Here is a 16771-nt window from a genome sequence, read left to right as displayed (position 1 = left end):
GAAGGCGCCCCGGTTGACGCTTTTCCTGCGAGGTCTTAGGTGAGACGCCATGTCGATCAAGCCGCTTATCATCCTTCCCGATCCCGTCCTGCGTCAGGTTTCAAAACCGGTCGAGCGTGTCGACGGGGATTTGCGCAAACTGGCCGGCGACATGCTGGACACCATGTATGACGCGCCCGGCATCGGCCTCGCAGCGATCCAGGTCGGCGAACCCTTGCGCATGCTGGTGATCGACCTGGCCAAAGAGGACGAGACGCCGGCACCGCACGTCTTCATCAATCCCGAAATCCTCGAAAGCTCCGACCAGCGTTCGGTCTACGAGGAAGGCTGCCTGTCGATCCCGGATTACTATGCCGAGGTCGAGCGTCCGGCGGCGGTGCGGGTGAAGTTTCTCGACCGCGACGGCAAGCTGCAGGAGATCGAGGCCGAGGGGCTGATGGCGACCTGCCTGCAGCATGAAATCGACCACCTCAACGGCGTGCTGTTCATCGATTACATCTCCAAGCTGAAGCGCGACATGGTGGTCAAGAAATTCAAGAAGCTCGCCAGGGACAAGGCGCCGGGCAAGATGGTGGGGTAGGCGTCGACGAATGCCCCTGCGTGTCATCTTCATGGGTACGCCCGAATTCTCCGTGCCGACGCTGCGGGCGATTGCCGGGGCCGGGCACGAGTTGGCAGCCGTCTACACGCAGCCGCCGCGCGCCGGCGGCCGGCGCGGGCTCGAACTGACGCCGTCGCCGGTGCAGCGCGAGGCGGAGCGGCTTGGCATCGAGGTGCGGTCGCCGGTGTCGCTGAAGGGCGAGGCGGAGCAGGAGGCGTTCCTCGCCTTAGGTGCCGACGTCGCCGTGGTCGTCGCCTACGGGCTGCTCCTCCCCAAACCCATTCTCGAGGCGCCGCGGCTCGGTTGCCTCAACGGCCACGCATCGCTGCTGCCGCGCTGGCGCGGCGCTGCCCCTATCCAGCGCGCCATCATGGCCGGCGATACCGAAACGGGCATGATGGTGATGCGGATGGAGGAAGGCCTCGACACCGGCCCGGTGGCAATGGTTGAAAAATGCGCCATTGGACCCGACATGACGGCCGGCGATCTGCACGATCGGCTGATGGTCTTGGGTGCTTCGCTGATAGTGCAAGCGCTCGAACGGCTGGAGCGGAATACGCTGACATTTACCACACAGGCGGAGGTGGGGGTGACCTACGCCAAGAAAATCGATAAATCGGAGACTCGCATAGACTGGCTGCGACCTGCCGGCGACGTGCACAACCAGATTCGCGGTCTGTCGCCCTTTCCCGGTGCATGGTGCGAGGCCGAAATCGGCGGCCGCGTGGAACGGCTGAAACTGCTTCGCTCGACGCTCTCGCAAGGCGCCGGCGAACCGGGAGGAATTCTCGATGACCGGCTGACAGTCGCCTGCGGGTCAGGCGCGATCAGGCCGGTCGAAGTTCAACGTGCGGGCGCAAGGCCCATTGCCGCGCAGGAGTTTCTGCGCGGCGCCAAGCTCGAAAAAGGAATGAAATTGTCATGAGCATGATGTCCATACGCGCGGCGACGCCGCGGGACCGCGAGGCGATCCGCCTTGTCGAAGAACACGCATTCGGCCAGCAGGCGGAGGCCGGACTGGTCGACGCGCTGGTCACAGGCGGTGATGCCGTCGTCGAACTGGTGGCGGACGAAGACGGGCAAGTGGTCGGCCATATCCTGTTTTCACGGCTTTTCGTGCAGAATGGCGGCAAGAGCTTCCCGGCGGTGGCTTTGGCTCCTTTGGCGGTCGAGCCGTCGTTCCACGGCACCGGCATCGGAGGTGCGCTGGTCCGCGAGGCGCATATCCGCCTGAAGGCTGCTGGCGAGACGCTCGCCGTGGTGCTCGGCGATCCGGCTTACTATGGCCGTTTCGGCTACAGCCGCGCCCGTGCAGCAAAATTCGAGAGCGAGTACCAAAGCGAGGCTTTGCAGGCGCTTGCCTGGGGCGAGGCGCCGGAGACCGGCATGCTGGTCTACGCCTCGGCCTTCGGCTCAGCCCTCGCCGCCTGATTTCGCCTCGATCCGGGAATGCCGCGTTTTCGCCTCGACATCGAATATGACGGCAGTCTCTTCGCCGGCTGGCAGCGCCAGGCCAACCAGCCTTCGGTGCAGCAGGCGATCGAGCGGGCGATCGAGAAGTTCTGTGGCGAGCAGGTTTCGCTGCGCGCCGCCGGCCGCACCGATGCTGGCGTCCATGCGACCGCTCAGGTGGCGCATGTCGATCTGATCAAGGCATGGCCCGGCGACAAGGTGCGCGACGCAGTCAACGCGCATCTGCAAGCGGCCAAGGTGCGCATCGCCATCCTGAAGGCCGCAGTCGTGCCGGATGGCTTCGATGCGCGTTTCTCGGCGATCGGCCGCCATTACCTCTACCGCATCGTCAATCGCCGCGCGCCGGCGGCGCTCGACAAGGGCAAGATCTGGTGGGTACCGAAGCAGCTCGATGCCGGTGCCATGCACGAGGCGGCAAAGGTGCTGGTTGGCCGGCATGATTTCACCACCTTCCGCTCGACCCAGTGCCAAGCCACCAGCCCCATCCGCACGCTCGACCGGCTGGATGTCAGCCGGGCGGGCGATTTCATTGAGGTCCGCGCTTCGGCGCGGTCATTCCTGCACAACCAGGTGCGCTCGATGGTCGGCTCGCTCAAACGTGTCGGCGAAGGCGGCTGGAGTGTTGCCGACCTCAAGGCGGCGCTTGAGGCGCGCGACCGTGCGGCCTGCGGTCAGGTGGCGCCGCCCGACGGGCTGTTTCTCGTCGGCGTCGATTATCCGACGCCTGGCTGATCCGGAACGCTGATCCCGAGCAGCGCCTGCAGGCCGAACAGGACGATCAGCGACGCCACGAACATGCCGGCAAAAACGGCGCTGCCGGCGGCCGCACCCCTGCCGATCGCAACGTTGGTCATCCGCCAGGTCAAGACCATCGACAGCGCGAACAACAGCAGCGACACCAGTCCGGAGACTTCGTTGGCCGATGTCAGGAAAAGCCGGATCAACGCCGATGGCAGCATCATCCAGGCGATGATCGCCGAGGCCCAATTGCTGGCCACGACATAATGGACGAAACGGCCGCCGACGCCGACCCGCGGCGCCACCAGGGCGAGGCCTATGAGCGGCAGCACCCAGGCCCCGATATCGACGGTTGCCAGGCGGATCAACATGCTGAAACGGCCGACGAATGCGTTGGGATCGCCGATTTCGTTGGCAATACCGACCCAGCCGACGATCAGTGCCGGCGCCGCGACGACGATGGCAAAAAAGGAGTTCCAGAAACCGTCCGCCGAAAGGTCGAGCAGGCGAAATCCGTCGGCTTTGCCGAGCATCAGCCGCCAGGCACCGGCAAGCGAAGCGTAGGTTTCATCCGCTGAAAGCATCACTAGGATATGTCCTGCGCAAACCAGTCTTCAACGAAGCGCAGATAAATCTGCGTCAGCGTCTCGAGGTCGGCAATCGCCACGCGTTCGTCGACCATGTGCATGGTCTTGCCGACCAGTCCGAATTCGACCACCGGACAATAATCCTTGATGAAGCGGGCATCGGAGGTGCCGCCGGAGGTGGAGAGCGCCGGCTTCCTGCCGGTCACCGCCTTGATCGAGCCGCCAAGCGTCTCGATCAACCTGTCGTCGCGTGTCAGGAAAACGTGGCTCGGTCCGTCGCGCCAGACGATCTCGTAGTCGACCGGCGTCTTCTTGCCGGCGCGGTATTTCTTGCGTTTCGCCGCCCGGTCGAGGCGGTTGTGGATCTCGGCCTGGATCGTCTCGGCGGTCCATGTGTCGTTGAAGCGGATATTAAAGGTAGCCGCCGCCTTCGCCGGGATGACGTTGGTGGCAGGATTGCCGACATCGATGGAGGTCACCTCAAGATTGGTCGGCTGGAAATCCCTTGTTCCGTTGTCGAAGACGGGGTGAAGCAAGGCGTCGACCAGCGTCACAAGGCCGCGCACCGGGTTGTCGGCTAGCTGCGGATAGGCGGCGTGGCCCTGGCGGCCGTTGACGACGACCGTGCCGGAGAGCGAGCCGCGCCGGCCGATCTTGATCATATCGCCGAGCGCATCGGGATTGGTCGGCTCGCCGACGATCGCAGCATGCCATTTCTCGCCCTTGGCAGCCGCCCATTCGAGCAGTTTCGTCGTGCCGTTGATCGCCGGCCCTTCCTCGTCGCCGGTGATCAGCAGCGAGACCGACCCCTTCGGGCCGCCCTTCTGCGCGATATGTCGCGCTACCGCCGCGACGAAACAAGCAATGCCGCCCTTCATGTCGACGGCGCCGCGGCCGAACATCTCGCCATTGGCGATCTCGGCGCCAAAGGGTGGGTGCGTCCAGGCTGTTTCATCGCCCACCGGCACCACATCGGTATGGCCGGCAAACATCAGATGCGGGCCGTTGCCGGAACGCCGCGCGTAAAGGTTCTCTATGTCAGGTGTGCCGGTTTCGGAAAACACCGGGCGCTCGACGGCAAAGCCGAGCGGCTTCAACATTTCTTCCAGCGCGCTCAGCGCACTGCCTTCGGCGGGCGTCACGGAAGCGCAGCGGATGAGAGCAGCCAGATTTCTGGTCGGATCGGTAGGCAGCGTCATGGGCAAAAGCGATAGTCGAAAGCGCAAGGCCTGTCACGGCCAGACATAAGGGCCAGCCATGCCGCCGACATTATGGTTTTCATGCCGTATAAGTTGCGGCAAGGCCTCTCGACCAAGGCAGGGCCATCGCATGATCACGCATGGCAGGACGATCGTAATCGCCGGTGCCGGCAGTATCGGGTGCTACGCCGGCGGCTGCCTGACACTTGCCGGGCGAAAGGTGGTTCTGCTGGCGCGGCCTCGCATCGAGAAGGCGCTGCAAAAAGGTGGATTGCGCATCACCGACCGTGATGGCCGCGACCGATCCGTCAAGCCGGAGGCATTGTCGGTCACCGCCGATCCGGCCGCGGCATTCCCCGGTGCCGATGTCATCCTGGCAACGGTCAAGAGCGGCGCGACGCAGGACATGGCCGGGCTTATTGCGGCCCATGCCCGACCGGATGCGGTGATACTCAGTCTGCAGAACGGCGTCGACAATGCCGATAAATTGCGAGCCCATCTCACCGCCCGGCGGGTGCTCGCCGGCATGGTGCCGTTCAACGTGGTCCAATCGGCGGAGGGCGAATTGCCGCTTCGCCTGCACCGCGCCAGCGGCGGCAAGGTGATGATCGAACAGGGCGCGACAGGGCTTGACGAACTGCTCGACGTCGAGGGCTTTGCCGTCGCCACGCATGGTGACATCGAAGCGGTGCTATGGGGCAAGCTGCTGCTCAACCTCAACAACGCGCTGGTGGCGCTTTCCGGCCTGCCGCTGGCGGCAGAGCTTGCCGATCGCCGCTGGCGGCTGATCCTGGCCGGCCAGATCGACGAAGCGTTGGCGGCAATGACGGCAACAGGCATCGAACCCGCTCGCATCGCCGGCCTGCGTCCCGCGCTGCTGCCGAAAGTGCTTCGCCTGCCCGACTGGCTGTTCAAGTTCTTGGCGCGGCGGATGCTCGCCATCGATCCGGCCGCGCGTTCGTCGATGTGGGACGACCTTCAGCGCCGCCGGCCGACGGAGATCGGCGAACTGCAAGGCGCGGTCCTGCGTTTGGCCGAAAACGCCGGCACGCCGGCACCTTTGCTGAAGCGCGTGACGGCACTGGTGCGCGCGGCCGAGCAGGAGAGGCGCGGATCGCCCTGCCTGTCGCCGGAAGCCGTTGTCGCGTCCGTCAGATCGTAGCCCGCACAGGCGCCCAGTAACGGCCCTTGCCGGTGCGCTTGGCTTCGTACAGCGCATGGTCGGAACAGGTGAGCAGGATTTCCGGATCGCCGCCGTCGGCGGGTGCGAAGGCGCTGCCGACGCTCAAGCCGACATGGATGGCGGAACCGACCCCGAGGTCGAAAGGCACCGAGACCTTTTCGATGGCCCGCTTTGCCAGGTAGGTGGCCTCGATCTCCGAGGTTGCGGGCAAAAGGATGACGAATTCATCGCCGCCAATGCGGAAGACCACGTCCCCCGGACGGAAGCCGCGCTTCAATCGTTCGGCCACCTTGCGCAGCAGCACGTCGCCGACGGCGTGGCCAAAACGGTCGTTGACCTGTTTGAAACCGTCGAGATCCATGCTGAGCACTGCAAACGGCTTGCCGCCATTGGCGGCCGGCGCCGCAAGGTCGCGGCACATGTCGCGCAATTTCTCCTGCAGGAAGATGCGGTTTGGCAGGCCGGTCAGCGCGTCCTTGATGGCCAGGTCGCGATTGTCCAGTTCGGCGCGGATCATGCGGGCATTGATTGCGTGGTTCTGAAGCAGCACGATGATGACGCCGACCACATAGAACGGCGTTTGAATTCCGACGATCGGCATTCCGGGCGCCGCAGAAAACAATGCGCCGACCACGTAAGGCAGGCTTACGGCCAACATGACGAATATGGCGAAGCGCGGGGTCGCCGCATTGCGTGACGACACCACGCCGACGACGCCTGCGACATTCAAGGCGGCAAGTACGGAAAGCGCCATATTCCCGCTGGCAACACAGCCATAGCAGCCGAGGCCGAAAACGACCGACCAGACGCCGCTGGCTGCCATCAGGCCCGCCAGCGGCCCTTTCGAGCCGCGCCTGCGGGCCTGCTCGCATTCCCGCATCAGCAGAACGCGGACGGTGAAAAGCATCAGGTCGGCGGCAATCCAGGCGTAGGGCCACCAATCCCCGGTGGCAAGAGCGGCGCTGACTGCAACCAACAGAACGCTGATGGTGCCGAACAGGACTGCGAATTTGCGGTCGAAGGTGGTGTCGAGAAGCCGGGCGCGGACAGCTTCCGGTTCCAATTTCATCGGCGAACAGAACCAGGCAAACAGGCGAGCGGCGGCGCTCCACGTTTTGCGCGGCTCCTTGGTGATCAGGGATAGGTCGCTTGCCAGTCGAGCGCTCCGTGCCGGTCGACACAGTCTTCGCCGGCATGCTGGGCCAGGGTGATTAACATTCGCTTAGAGCATCCGGCGCAAACCGGGCTTTCGGAACTCCCCGCTCCGCCGCTCTGGAGCAATTCCAGGAAAAGTGTGAAGCGGTTTTCCGTCCGGAATTGCGTCAAAACAAAAAAGATAGAGCGGTTCGGCGTTTCTGCGAAACGATGAACCGTTCTAGCCGATCTGCCGCCGGGTCGCCGGTTTTAGCTTGCCGGCCCCGGTCGTCTGCGGACTGCAGGCCGACGCGGCGGACCCGGCTCGGGATCGGTCTTCGCCGCACGTGCCGGCTGCCCATGAGGGGTTTCGATCAGCGTGATCTTCTGCCAGATCTTTCGCGAGAGGTTCGAAGCCAGGTTCTCGATGTCGTTGACGCCGTCGATGACCACGGCGTCATTCACCGACTGCGCGAACAGCGCGGCGATCTTGCCGGTGATCGACAGCATTTCGGAGCAGTAGTCGAGATAGCGGGCAAGGTCGGCGGCGTTGGTGATGCGGGCTGGCGAATGCGCAGTCGGCTTGAAACTGGCTGAAAGTGCGGCGGGATCCTTGGTCAGCTGGTGCATGTCGATGACGTGGATCAGCGAACGCAATCCGTGGAGCTGGCGAAACACCCGCTTGCGCTTGATCCGCTCCTCGGAGCGGATCAAGGCCAGAAAGCCCAGCACCGCGAGGATGATCATGTTGAGGGAGGCTTCGATGCCTTGCACCGACTGGAAGGCATCGTGGTTTCCCGAGATGCGGCCGAGCGGTAGGATTGTGCCGACGAACAGGAACATCAGCGCTCCGACGACGAAGGCGGCGATGATGAGGCCGCGCAGCCACCAGATCGGCGCCTCCAGCGCCTTGGCTGCCTTTGCCAGATCGCGCGACAGCGACACGAGCTCGGCGGCGACGCCGCGCAAGCCTGCATCGGGAAAGCGCTCGGCGACGCGCCCTTCCAGCCGTTCGGCGGTTTCGAGGATCAGTTTCGGATCAAGCGAGCGGTAGCGCATGACGAAATGTCCGATCGGTGCTCAGGGTTCGGCCGGGGCGTTGGTGCGCTTGCCGTAGCGGTTGGGGCCGGGTTGCCCTGGAAACAGGCAAAGCACGAGGAAAGCGATGATCGAGACAACCGGCACGAACAGCACCAGCGCCGCAACGCCCGGCTTGTCGAGGTCGTGCAACCGCTTGACCGCCAGCACCACGTTCGACCAAAGCGAGGCAATGAAGGCGATGAAGAAAATGAACGACCACATGTTGCTCTCGGTGGTGCCCTCCGGCACCAGCGTGAAACGGTAGAGCGGGAAGGCCTGTATGATGGCCACCAGCAGTCCTCCAAGAAAATAGGCCGCGCGGCTGACGCGGCCCGAAGCTTTGAAGAAAAGCCAGATGAGGTCGGATCTTTCAGGCAAGCGAATTCCGTCCGTATTCGTTGAGAAACATCAATCGCGAAGCAATTCGTTGATCGAGGTCTTGGACCGGGTCCTGGCGTCGACCCGCTTGACGATGACGGCGCAGTAGAGGCTGGGGCCGGGCTCGTTGTTTGGAAAAGGCTTGCCCGGCAGCGAGCCGGCGACGACGACGGAATTAGGCGGCACCTCGCCGTAGAAGATCTCGCCGGTGGCACGGTCGACGATCTTGGTCGACTGGCCGATGAAGACGCCCATGCCGAGCACCGAGCCTTCGCGAACGATGCAGCCTTCGACCACTTCGGAACGGGCGCCGATGAAGCAATTGTCCTCGATGATGGTTGGGCCGGCCTGCATCGGCTCCAGCACACCGCCGATGCCGACGCCGCCTGACAGATGCACATTCTTGCCGATCTGGGCACAGGAGCCGACCGAAGCCCAGGTGTCGACCATGGTGCCGCTGTCGACATAGGCGCCGACATTGACGAAGGACGGCATCAGCACGGCGCCGGGCGCGACGTAGGCGGAGCGGCGCACGATCGACGACGGCACGGCGCGGAAGCCCGCCTTCTCGAAATCGACGGCGCTCCAGCCGTCGAATTTTGAGGGCACCTTGTCCCACCATACCGCCTGACCGGGACCGCCCTCTATGATCTCCATCGGGGTGAGCCGGAAGGACAGCAGCACCGCTTTTTTCAGCCACTGGTTGACGTGCCATTTGCCGTCGGCCTGCCGCTCGGCGACGCGTGCGACGCCCCGGTCGAGCAGGTCGAGCGCCGATTGGATGGCCTCGCGCGTCTCGCCGCGGGTTGCGGTCGAAATCGTGTCGCGTTCCTCGAAGGCGTTCTCGATAATCTCCTCGAGGCTCGCGAGATCGGGCTTCGACATGAATTCGCTCCATTACCAAGCTGTTAAGGGCCGGCGCCTTAACCTGTTTGAAAGTCGCGCGGACCCTATGTGAAGGCTTGGGGAGGGTCAATCGCGGCAGCGTCACGGGACGGCGCAGGTGAATGATTGGACGGGTAAAGCAAATATGACTCCCATGGAAAAGGCGGGATGGACGCCGCTGCCGCATTCGGACGAGGATCTGGAGCGGTCGAGAAGCGTGCCGGACACGCCGCAAACGCGCGCGGAGACATATCGGCTGGCCTGGAACGATCCCGATTTCATGACGCGGCGCGAGTTGCGTGCGGTCAGACTGCAGCTCGAACTGCTTAAACCGGAGATGATCCTGGCCGAGCGCGGCATCCAATCGACCGTCATCCTGTTCGGCGGCGCCCGCATTCCCGAGCCCGGCGGCGAAGCCTGGGCGGCCAAGAATGAGACGCAGAAGAAGAACCTCGAGCAAAACAGCAAATATTACGAGGAGGCGCGCAAATTCGCCCGCCTCTGCTCACAGCAGTCGGCCACCTCGTACTATCGCGAATTCGTCGTGGTGACCGGCGGCGGGCCGGGTGTCATGGAGGCCGGCAATCGTGGCGCCGACGATGTTGGCGCGCCGTCGATCGGTCTCAATATCGTGCTGCCACACGAGCAGGCGCCAAACGCCTACGTGACGCCGGAACTCTGCTTCAACTTCCACTATTTCGCGGTCCGCAAGATGCATTTCGTCATGCGTGCCAAGGCCGTTGCGGTGTTTCCAGGCGGCTTCGGCACGATGGACGAGTTCTTCGAGACGCTGACCCTGATCCAGACCGGCCGCATGGAACGCGTGCCGGTCATTCTGTTCGGCAAGGCTTTCTGGGCAAAGGCGATCGACCTCGATTTCCTCGCCGAGCAAGGCACGATCACACCCGGCGATCAGGATATCATCGATTTCGTCGACACCGCTGACGAGGCCTGGGGGATCGTCAGCCGCTTCTATAAACTTTGACATGCAAGCAAGGACTTGAAGCGCGCCGGCTGCCTCAAGCAGGGACTTCCACGATCGCCGTGAGAAAGCTGGCGAGGTCGTCGGTGACGAAGTCCACATCGTCCTCGTTGGCCGGGTCGCGTTCCCAGATTTCCGAGAAGGTCGGCTCGAAATTGCGCGGCACCACCAGCACCGTAGTCATGCCCAGCGATTTCGGCACCGACAGGTTGCGGGCAAGATCTTCGAACATCACCGCATTTTGTCCGGTAACGGCGTGGAGTTCGGCAAATTTCTCATAGGATTGCCGCGCCGGCTTCGGGTTCAGTCCGGCTGCGACGATATCGAAAATATCATCGAAATGCTCGAGAATGCCCAACTGCCGCGCGGTGCGTTCGGCATGCCGGCGATCCCCGTTGGTGAAGATGAATTTACGGCCGGGAAGCTGGCGAATGGCGGTGCCTAGGACGGGATCTGGAACCAGCCAGGAATAATCGATGTCGTGCACTTTCTCGAGAAAATCGTCGGGGTCGATGCCGTGGCGCGTCATCAATCCGTTCAGCGTCGTGCCATATTCGCGGTAGAGCTCCTTTTGCAGCTTGCGTGCTTCCTCGCGCGGCAGCGTCAGCAATTCTCCGACGTAGGCGGTCATCTTCACATCGATCTGCGAGAACAGATTCGAATGATGCGGATAAAGCGTGTTGTCGAGATCGAACACCCAGTCGGTGACATGGGCAAAGCGGGCGGGGTCGGGAAGTGTCGTCATACGTCCTTATGGCACGAAACGATCTTTCTAACAGGAGGTTTATCCACAACCTATGCGCGCCCTGGGTGGTAAAAATGGCGCCATGATTAAAATCTTAAGCATCGCCGAAAGGTGACATTCAGCGCTTTGCTGGAACCAAGACGGACCAGTGGGAGCAAGCGATGAATCGCATATTTCTAAAGTCTGCCGCCATCGCTTTCGCCTCCGTCGCGGTCTCGCTTTTGCTGACGCTGATCGTCGTGCCGGCAATGGGGTTTCCGATCAATCGCACCATCTGGCTGACATCCACCGTGTGCCCGCTCGCGCTGGCCTGGAGCGTCGGCGCCTATACGTTCTGGCAGGGCGAAAGGTTGCAGACCGCGCATCGCGAGCTCGCCCGCGCCCATGCCCAACTCGCCGCCGCGCACAGGCGCTTGGCGGAAAAGGCGAGCCGCGACGACATGACCGGCATGCTCAACCGCGAAAGTTTCTTTGCCGCTCTCGACGGCTCCCGGCGCAAATCCGATCGCGGGGCATTGCTGATCGTCGATGCCGACCATTTCAAGACCATCAACGACAGCTACGGCCATCTGATCGGCGACGATGCGCTGCTCCTGATTGCAAACGCGATAGAGCGTGGCGTGCGCAGCGGCGACGTGCTTGGCCGCATCGGCGGCGAGGAATTCTGCGCCCTTCTGATTGGTGCCACCGAACACGAGGCCAGGCGCATCGCCGAGCGCATCCGCCGTGAAGTCGAGCGTATCCGTTTCCGGCCCGTCGACGAACGAACGGTTCCGCTGACAGTCAGTATTGGCGGCATCACCTGCGGCAGAGACGCCGCAGTGTCGGAGCTAATGCGCGCCGCCGACCAGCGGCTCTACGAGGTCAAGCATCGCGGCCGTAATCTGTCGATCATCGACCGCGATATTTCCGAAGCCGCCTGAGCTCGGCCCTAAGCCTTCTGCTGCATTCAACCGCGCCGCTGCCAGACTGTCAAAATCCGAAGATGGCGATGCGGAACAGCAGGGCGGCCGCCGCCACCGCCACCAGAGCGATGCCAAGGCCAATGGGAGAGCCCCAGCCATACCACTCCATCGCCAGCTTGGCATATTTGAACTCCTCGGCCGGTGTGAGTGGCCCGCGCGGCTGGGTCTGATTCATGTTTCACTCCTTGCAGGCTGCGACAGGCCTTGCCTTGCGCCTGATGCAGCATATTACTATAATAGCCATAATGTTAGGCAGTGTGATAGTTAGATGATCGAAATAAATTCGTCAAGCATGAATCGGGCCGACATGAAGACCGCCATCAGCCTTGCCATTATGGGCTGGCAGGACGCGACGCAGGCTTATGACGAGGCAGTGGGCGATAGGCTTGGGCTGAGTATGGCGGAACGCCATTGCCTGGCGCTGCTCTATGGCGGCCCGCGATCGGCTGGCGAGGTCGCGGCCGCAACAGGGTTGACGCCGGCCGCGGTCACCGCGCTGATCGACCGGCTGGAGGCACGCGGCCTGCTGACACGAACGCGCAGCCTTGAGGACAGGCGCAAGGTGGTCATAGAGGCGACGGAACTCACACGAGAACTATCGACGCGCTATTATGGCGCGATCGCGCAGGAGGGGGAAAAGGTGATCGCCACATTCAGCGACACTGAGCTCGCCACGATCCTGCGCTTCGTTACGGCGTCCCTCGACCTTCAGCGCGACCAGCTGGCCCGGCTGAAGGCCGAGGCGTTGGAATAACCGACAGCCTATAGGCTCGCCGGGTCGAGCGCTGGCTCGCCTTTGCGGCGCGCCACGATCGCCGCAAGATCGGCGGTCTCGAAAGCATCACGCAGGGCGTTGAACGACGGCAGCACGAAATAGGCACGCTGGAACTTGTCGATCTCGTAGCCGGTGCGCATTACGGTTTCCAGGTCGAAGGGGACATGGTGCGCCTCGCCGCCTTCGACCGCGAACTGAAGCTCCGTGAAGGATGACATCAGCCCGGCGCCGAAAGCCTTCAGCGGCTGGCCCGGCTCGCGTATCAGCCCGTATTCGACGGTGTACCAGTAAAGCCTGGTGATCATCTCGTCGCCGCCGAGCGCAATCACGTTATCGGCCTTTTTGCCATACATCTGCATGAAGTCGGCAAAGACCGGCTGCGTCAGGATCGGCACGTGACCGAAGAAATCGTGGAACATGTCGGGCTCGACAATGTAGTCGAGCTCCTTTTGGGTTCGCAGCCAGTTGGTGACCGGGAAGCGGCGGTTGGCGAGGTGGTCGAAGAACGGCTGGGCGGGGATGAGCCCCGGCACAGCGACGATCTCCCAGCCGGTGAGCTTGCGCAGCTTCTCGCTGACCGCACCGAAATCCGGGATCTTGTCGAGAAGGCCGAGCGCCGCAACGCCATCGAGATAGGAATGGTGGGCGAGCTTCCTGGTCAGCTTCGTCTGGCGGTCGCACAGCGTGCGCCACACCGCCTGTTCTTCGTCGCTATAATTGTAGCCCTGCGCCACGGTGAAATCGGCACGGCAGACCGAATAATCGCCGCGAAGGCCTCGCGCCGCGCATTCGCGGGCATAGTCGGCAACGTTCATTGTCATGGCTTGCTCTCCCTGGAAATCATGACCAGCCAATTGCCGGAAATTCTAGCCGGATCGCGCGAGGCAAATCAGCTTTGATGGTGGCTCAAACGCAGGGTTGGAGGTAAAAGGCTGCACGATCGAGCTTTGGGAGAGTGAAAATGCCTCAGTTTGACGAATTCGAGATCAAGATGCTCGACATCCTGCAGCGCGACGGGCGCAAGCCGGTCTCCGAATTGGCGCAGGAGATCGGCCTGTCGACGACACCTTGCGCGCGGCGCTTCGAGGCCCTTCAGCAGGCGGGCATCATAAAGGGCTTCGCTGCGGTGCTCAGCCGCCGCGCCGTCGGTCTGATGGTCGAGGTGTTCATCCAGGTGCGCCTCGTAACCCACAGCGACGGCTCGCCCGAAAACTTTATCGCCGCCGTGCAGCGCATGGACGAGGTGTCGTCGTGCTGGACGATGACTGGAGACTACGATTTCCTGCTGCATGTCATGGTGCCGTCGGTCGACGAACTCAATGCCTTCGTCATGCACCGGCTGATGCGGCTCGAAGGCGTGCGCGACGTACACACGCAGCTTGTGCTGCAGAACATCAAGGGGCCAGGCCATGTCCCGCTTGCACATCTCAGACGATAGGCATTTCTGCGGAAAAGCTGCACACGAACTGCTGAATCGAGCCAATCTCCAGAGCTAGATCGCCGACTACGACATGCGGACCGCCATTGCATAAGGTCCGCCATGAAAATCGTCCTGATCAATCCGCCACATACAGCTATCGGCAGCCGCGTCCCGGACGACCATCTGCCGCCGCTCGGTTTGCTGGCACTGGGCGGTCCGCTGATCGACGCGGGACATCAAGTGCGGCTTGTGGACGCCGAATTCGGGCCGATGGCGCTTGCCACGCTGGTCCGGGACGCCTTGAGCGACCATCCCCACTGCATTCTGATCGGCCATTCCGGCTCGACGTCTGCGCATCCGACAGCCCTGCTGATCGCCGGCATGGTCAAGCACATCGATCCGGCGGCAATCCTGATTTATGGCGGCGTGTTTCCGACCTATCACTGGCGCGACATACTGGCCGAAACGGATGCCTTCGATGTCATCGTTCGTGGCGAGGGCGAGGCGACCATAGTGGCGCTTGCCGAAGCGCTGGAGAAACGCAAGCCGCTGTCGGATGTGGCGGGCATCGCCTTTCCTGACGATTTGCGCCAGCCCTTTGCCACCAAGCCGGCAAGAACGATCGCCAACCTAGACGACTACCGCATCGGCTGGGAACTGATCGATTTCAGTCGCTACAGCTATTGGGGAGGCAAGCGCGCGGTGGTCATGCAGTTCTCGCGAGGCTGTCCGCATCTGTGCAACTATTGCGGCCAGCGCGGCTTCTGGACGCGCTGGCGGCACCGCGACCCCGGGAAGTTCGCGCGGGAGATTGCCTGGCTATACCGCGAGCATGGCGTCGAGCTGATCAACCTTGCCGACGAGAACCCGACGTCGTCCAAAAAAGCCTGGCGCGCCTTTCTCGATGCGATGATCGCCGAGAATGTGCCGGTGCTGATCGTCGGCTCCACCCGCGCCGACGACATCGTCCGCGACGCCGAGAGCCTGCATCTTTATCGCCAGGCCGGCGTCATCCGCTGGCTGCTTGGCATGGAAAACACCGACGAGCAGACGCTTGCATTGATCCGCAAGGGCGGCAGCACCTCATCCGACCGCGAGGCGATACGGCTGCTGCGCCTCAACGGCATCTTGTCGATGGCGACCTGGGTGGCCGGTTTCGAGGACGAAGGCTTGCGCGACCTCTGGCGCGGCTTCCGCCAGCTGATCGCTTATGACCCCGACCAGATCCAGGCGCTCTATGTGACGCCGCATCGCTGGACGCCGTTCTTCAGGATTGCCAGGGACCGCAAGGTGATCCAGCTGGACGCCCGCCTGTGGGACTACAAGCATCAGGTCCTGCGGATGACCCGCCTCAAGCCGTGGATGCTGTTCTTCGCCGTCAAGCTGATCGAACTGGCGGTGCAGTCGCGGCCCAAGGCCTTGGCGCGCATCCTGTTCCACAAGGATCCGGAGCAAAGGCATTCGATGCGCTGGTACACCAGAATGGGCCGCCGCGTCTGGTTTCGCGAAGTCTGGGGCTTTCTGGTCCGCGACCGCCGCCTCAAAAATGGCCCGACGCTCGCCGAATTCTGGGGCGCGCCGCAAGACGAGGAAGAGGAATCGATGGTTGTCGAACGCCTGCCGCGTAAGTCCGTGACCGCTATTTCGCCAAACGCTTGAGCCCCTCAGACACCCGGCCTCACGGCACGATCAGCGTGCCGGCGCCGTGTTCGGTGAACAGCTCGAGCAGCACCGCATGCGGCGTCTTGCCGTTGAGGATGACGACGCCTGCGACGCCGCGCTCGATTGCCTCGATGCAGGTCTCGACTTTGGGGATCATGCCGCCCGAGACCGTGCCATCCTTGATCAGGGCCTTGGCCTCGGCCACGGTCAGCTCGTCGATCAGCTTCTTGTCCTTGTCGAGCACGCCGGGCACGTCGGTAAGGAACAGCAGGCGCGTCGCCTGGCAGGCGCCGGCGATGGCGCCGGCAAAAGTGTCGGCGTTGATGTTGTAGGTATGGCCGTCGCGGCCGGGCGCCACCGGCGCCAGCACCGGGATCATTTCGGACCGCGCCAGGAGGTCGAGCAATGTGCGGTCGACCTCGACAGGCTCACCAACGAAGCCCAGGTCGAGCACCCGTTCGATGTTGGAATCCGGATCGATCATGGTCTTTCGTGCCTTTTCGGCAAACACCATGTTGCCGTCCTTGCCGCACAGGCCGATCGCCCACTCGCCCTCGGCATTGATCAGCGCGACGATCTCCTTGTTGATCGACCCGGCCAGCACCATCTCGACAATCTCGACGGTTTTCTGGTCGGTGACGCGCAAGCCGCCCTCGAATTTGGATTCGATGCCCATCTTGGCGAGCATGGCGCCGATCTGCGGCCCGCCGCCATGCACGACGATCGGGTTGACGCCGGATTGTTTCAAAAGTGCGATGTCGCGGGCGAAAGCCTTGCCGAGCGCGATGTCGCCCATCGCGTGGCCGCCATATTTCACCACGACCGTCTTGTTCTCGTAGCGCTGCATGTAGGGCAGCGCCCTTGAAAGCAGCGCGGCCTGCATTTCGGCGGTGGCGGCGACATCCGTCATCGGCGTGGTTCCCAGCTTGGCATGAACGGCGGCGTCTTAGCGGGAATTAGACGA

The 16771-nt window shown here is 63.0% G+C and carries 20 protein-coding genes; 10 read left to right on the top strand and 10 right to left on the bottom strand.

What is annotated here, in order from left to right:
* Window positions 1–49: 49 nt before the first annotated feature.
* The 4 genes from def to truA are packed head-to-tail and all read left to right on the top strand — an operon-like array spanning window position 50 to window position 2806.
* Window positions 50–580: a peptide deformylase gene (def, locus tag NKH04_RS09940; RefSeq protein ID WP_352539945.1), complete on the top strand. Its 531-nt coding sequence runs from the start codon at window positions 50–52 to the stop codon at window positions 578–580.
* 16 nt (window positions 581–596) lie between these two features.
* Window positions 597–1526, top strand: coding sequence for a methionyl-tRNA formyltransferase (gene fmt, locus NKH04_RS09935; RefSeq protein WP_353044338.1), 930 nt, complete (start codon window positions 597–599; stop codon window positions 1524–1526).
* Window positions 1523–2032: a GNAT family N-acetyltransferase gene (locus tag NKH04_RS09930; RefSeq protein ID WP_352539946.1), complete on the top strand. Its 510-nt coding sequence runs from the start codon at window positions 1523–1525 to the stop codon at window positions 2030–2032. The genes fmt and NKH04_RS09930 overlap by 4 nt, the downstream gene beginning before the upstream one ends.
* Before the next feature lie 18 nt (window positions 2033–2050).
* Window positions 2051–2806: a tRNA pseudouridine(38-40) synthase TruA gene (gene truA / locus NKH04_RS09925; protein WP_353044290.1), complete on the top strand. Its 756-nt coding sequence runs from the start codon at window positions 2051–2053 to the stop codon at window positions 2804–2806.
* Here truA and NKH04_RS09920 read toward each other — a convergent pair.
* Window positions 2788–3396 (bottom strand): hypothetical protein, encoded by a 609-nt coding sequence (locus NKH04_RS09920; RefSeq protein ID WP_023677470.1) that lies wholly within the window; start codon window positions 3394–3396, stop codon window positions 2788–2790. The two genes, truA and NKH04_RS09920, sit on opposite strands and share 19 nt — an antisense overlap.
* A 2-nt stretch (window positions 3397–3398) precedes the next feature.
* Window positions 3399–4598: a succinyl-diaminopimelate desuccinylase gene (dapE, locus tag NKH04_RS09915; RefSeq protein WP_353044289.1), complete on the bottom strand. Its 1200-nt coding sequence runs from the start codon at window positions 4596–4598 to the stop codon at window positions 3399–3401.
* A gap of 130 nt (window positions 4599–4728) precedes the next feature.
* On the opposite strand from dapE, the gene NKH04_RS09910 reads away from it, so the two are divergent.
* Entirely contained in the window at window positions 4729–5760 is a 1032-nt protein-coding gene (locus NKH04_RS09910) for a 2-dehydropantoate 2-reductase (protein WP_353044288.1), read from the top strand.
* Here the strand turns inward: NKH04_RS09910 and NKH04_RS09905 are convergent.
* The 4 genes from NKH04_RS09905 to dapD all read right to left on the bottom strand — a co-directional run bounded on the left by NKH04_RS09905 (window position 5750) and on the right by dapD (window position 9258).
* Window positions 5750–6850, bottom strand: coding sequence for a GGDEF domain-containing protein (locus NKH04_RS09905; protein ID WP_352813998.1), 1101 nt, complete (start codon window positions 6848–6850; stop codon window positions 5750–5752). The genes NKH04_RS09910 and NKH04_RS09905 overlap by 11 nt on opposite strands.
* Window positions 6851–7185: 335 nt before the next feature.
* Window positions 7186–7974 (bottom strand): hypothetical protein, encoded by a 789-nt coding sequence (locus tag NKH04_RS09900; protein WP_352769612.1) that lies wholly within the window; start codon window positions 7972–7974, stop codon window positions 7186–7188.
* A 21-nt stretch (window positions 7975–7995) separates the two neighbouring features.
* Window positions 7996–8373, bottom strand: a complete 378-nt coding sequence (locus NKH04_RS09895; protein WP_352539950.1) for a DUF805 domain-containing protein — start codon at window positions 8371–8373, stop codon at window positions 7996–7998.
* Window positions 8374–8403: 30 nt separating this feature from the next.
* On the bottom strand, window positions 8404–9258 hold the full coding sequence (dapD, locus tag NKH04_RS09890; RefSeq protein WP_352455975.1) for a 2,3,4,5-tetrahydropyridine-2,6-dicarboxylate N-succinyltransferase: 855 nt from the start codon (window positions 9256–9258) through the stop codon (window positions 8404–8406).
* 145 nt (window positions 9259–9403) lie between these two features.
* Here dapD and NKH04_RS09885 point away from each other — a divergent pair, with 145 nt between their 5' ends.
* Entirely contained in the window at window positions 9404–10243 is an 840-nt protein-coding gene (locus NKH04_RS09885) for an LOG family protein (RefSeq protein ID WP_352455976.1), read from the top strand.
* Window positions 10244–10277: 34 nt separating this feature from the next.
* On the opposite strand, the gene NKH04_RS09880 is transcribed toward NKH04_RS09885, so the two are convergent.
* Window positions 10278–10985: a pyrimidine 5'-nucleotidase gene (locus NKH04_RS09880; protein ID WP_352455977.1), complete on the bottom strand. Its 708-nt coding sequence runs from the start codon at window positions 10983–10985 to the stop codon at window positions 10278–10280.
* A 161-nt stretch (window positions 10986–11146) separates the two neighbouring features.
* On the opposite strand from NKH04_RS09880, the gene NKH04_RS09875 reads away from it, so the two are divergent.
* On the top strand, window positions 11147–11908 hold the full coding sequence (locus NKH04_RS09875; protein WP_353044287.1) for a GGDEF domain-containing protein: 762 nt from the start codon (window positions 11147–11149) through the stop codon (window positions 11906–11908).
* Between the two features lie 49 nt (window positions 11909–11957).
* Here NKH04_RS09875 and NKH04_RS09870 read toward each other — a convergent pair whose 3' ends face one another.
* On the bottom strand, window positions 11958–12125 hold the full coding sequence (locus NKH04_RS09870; RefSeq protein ID WP_353044286.1) for a hypothetical protein: 168 nt from the start codon (window positions 12123–12125) through the stop codon (window positions 11958–11960).
* A 93-nt stretch (window positions 12126–12218) separates the two neighbouring features.
* Here NKH04_RS09870 and NKH04_RS09865 point away from each other — a divergent pair, with 93 nt between their 5' ends.
* Window positions 12219–12704, top strand: a complete 486-nt coding sequence (locus NKH04_RS09865) for a MarR family winged helix-turn-helix transcriptional regulator (RefSeq protein ID WP_352455980.1) — start codon at window positions 12219–12221, stop codon at window positions 12702–12704.
* A gap of 8 nt (window positions 12705–12712) precedes the next feature.
* Here NKH04_RS09865 and phhA read toward each other — a convergent pair whose 3' ends face one another.
* On the bottom strand, window positions 12713–13546 hold the full coding sequence (phhA, locus tag NKH04_RS09860) for a phenylalanine 4-monooxygenase (RefSeq protein ID WP_352455981.1): 834 nt from the start codon (window positions 13544–13546) through the stop codon (window positions 12713–12715).
* A gap of 140 nt (window positions 13547–13686) precedes the next feature.
* Here phhA and NKH04_RS09855 point away from each other — a divergent pair, with 140 nt between their 5' ends.
* The gene (locus tag NKH04_RS09855) at window positions 13687–14163 is read left to right on the top strand and encodes an Lrp/AsnC family transcriptional regulator (RefSeq protein ID WP_352455982.1); all 477 of its coding nucleotides are present in this window, start codon (window positions 13687–13689) and stop codon (window positions 14161–14163) included.
* Window positions 14164–14265: 102 nt separating this feature from the next.
* Window positions 14266–15804, top strand: a complete 1539-nt coding sequence (gene bchE / locus NKH04_RS09850) for a magnesium-protoporphyrin IX monomethyl ester anaerobic oxidative cyclase (protein WP_353044285.1) — start codon at window positions 14266–14268, stop codon at window positions 15802–15804.
* 19 nt (window positions 15805–15823) lie between these two features.
* Here bchE and argB read toward each other — a convergent pair whose 3' ends face one another.
* Window positions 15824–16717, bottom strand: a complete 894-nt coding sequence (gene argB, locus NKH04_RS09845; protein ID WP_352472350.1) for an acetylglutamate kinase — start codon at window positions 16715–16717, stop codon at window positions 15824–15826.
* Between the last annotated feature and the right edge of the window lie 54 nt (window positions 16718–16771).

Source organism: Mesorhizobium sp. M1365, from assembly GCF_040317865.1.
Classification (GTDB): domain Bacteria; phylum Pseudomonadota; class Alphaproteobacteria; order Rhizobiales; family Rhizobiaceae; genus Mesorhizobium.
Note: the sequence above shows the minus strand (reverse complement) of the source record. Positions and strands in the feature narration are given on the sequence as shown.

Coding starts and splice junctions, on each gene's coding strand:
- NKH04_RS09885 (WP_352455976.1), top strand. CDS start 9,404: ATGACTCCCATGGAAAAGGCGGGATGGACGCCGCTGCCGCATTCGGAC.
- NKH04_RS09920 (WP_023677470.1), bottom strand. CDS start 3,396: ATGCTTTCAGCGGATGAAACCTACGCTTCGCTTGCCGGTGCCTGGCGG.
- argB (WP_352472350.1), bottom strand. CDS start 16,717: ATGACGGATGTCGCCGCCACCGCCGAAATGCAGGCCGCGCTGCTTTCA.
- bchE (WP_353044285.1), top strand. CDS start 14,266: ATGAAAATCGTCCTGATCAATCCGCCACATACAGCTATCGGCAGCCGC.
- phhA (WP_352455981.1), bottom strand. CDS start 13,546: ATGACAATGAACGTTGCCGACTATGCCCGCGAATGCGCGGCGCGAGGC.
- NKH04_RS09910 (WP_353044288.1), top strand. CDS start 4,729: ATGATCACGCATGGCAGGACGATCGTAATCGCCGGTGCCGGCAGTATC.
- NKH04_RS09870 (WP_353044286.1), bottom strand. CDS start 12,125: ATGAATCAGACCCAGCCGCGCGGGCCACTCACACCGGCCGAGGAGTTC.
- NKH04_RS09880 (WP_352455977.1), bottom strand. CDS start 10,985: ATGACGACACTTCCCGACCCCGCCCGCTTTGCCCATGTCACCGACTGG.
- truA (WP_353044290.1), top strand. CDS start 2,051: ATGCCGCGTTTTCGCCTCGACATCGAATATGACGGCAGTCTCTTCGCC.
- dapD (WP_352455975.1), bottom strand. CDS start 9,258: ATGTCGAAGCCCGATCTCGCGAGCCTCGAGGAGATTATCGAGAACGCC.
- dapE (WP_353044289.1), bottom strand. CDS start 4,598: ATGACGCTGCCTACCGATCCGACCAGAAATCTGGCTGCTCTCATCCGC.
- NKH04_RS09875 (WP_353044287.1), top strand. CDS start 11,147: ATGAATCGCATATTTCTAAAGTCTGCCGCCATCGCTTTCGCCTCCGTC.
- NKH04_RS09900 (WP_352769612.1), bottom strand. CDS start 7,974: ATGCGCTACCGCTCGCTTGATCCGAAACTGATCCTCGAAACCGCCGAA.
- NKH04_RS09865 (WP_352455980.1), top strand. CDS start 12,219: ATGATCGAAATAAATTCGTCAAGCATGAATCGGGCCGACATGAAGACC.
- NKH04_RS09930 (WP_352539946.1), top strand. CDS start 1,523: ATGAGCATGATGTCCATACGCGCGGCGACGCCGCGGGACCGCGAGGCG.
- def (WP_352539945.1), top strand. CDS start 50: ATGTCGATCAAGCCGCTTATCATCCTTCCCGATCCCGTCCTGCGTCAG.
- NKH04_RS09855 (WP_352455982.1), top strand. CDS start 13,687: ATGCCTCAGTTTGACGAATTCGAGATCAAGATGCTCGACATCCTGCAG.
- NKH04_RS09905 (WP_352813998.1), bottom strand. CDS start 6,850: ATGAAATTGGAACCGGAAGCTGTCCGCGCCCGGCTTCTCGACACCACC.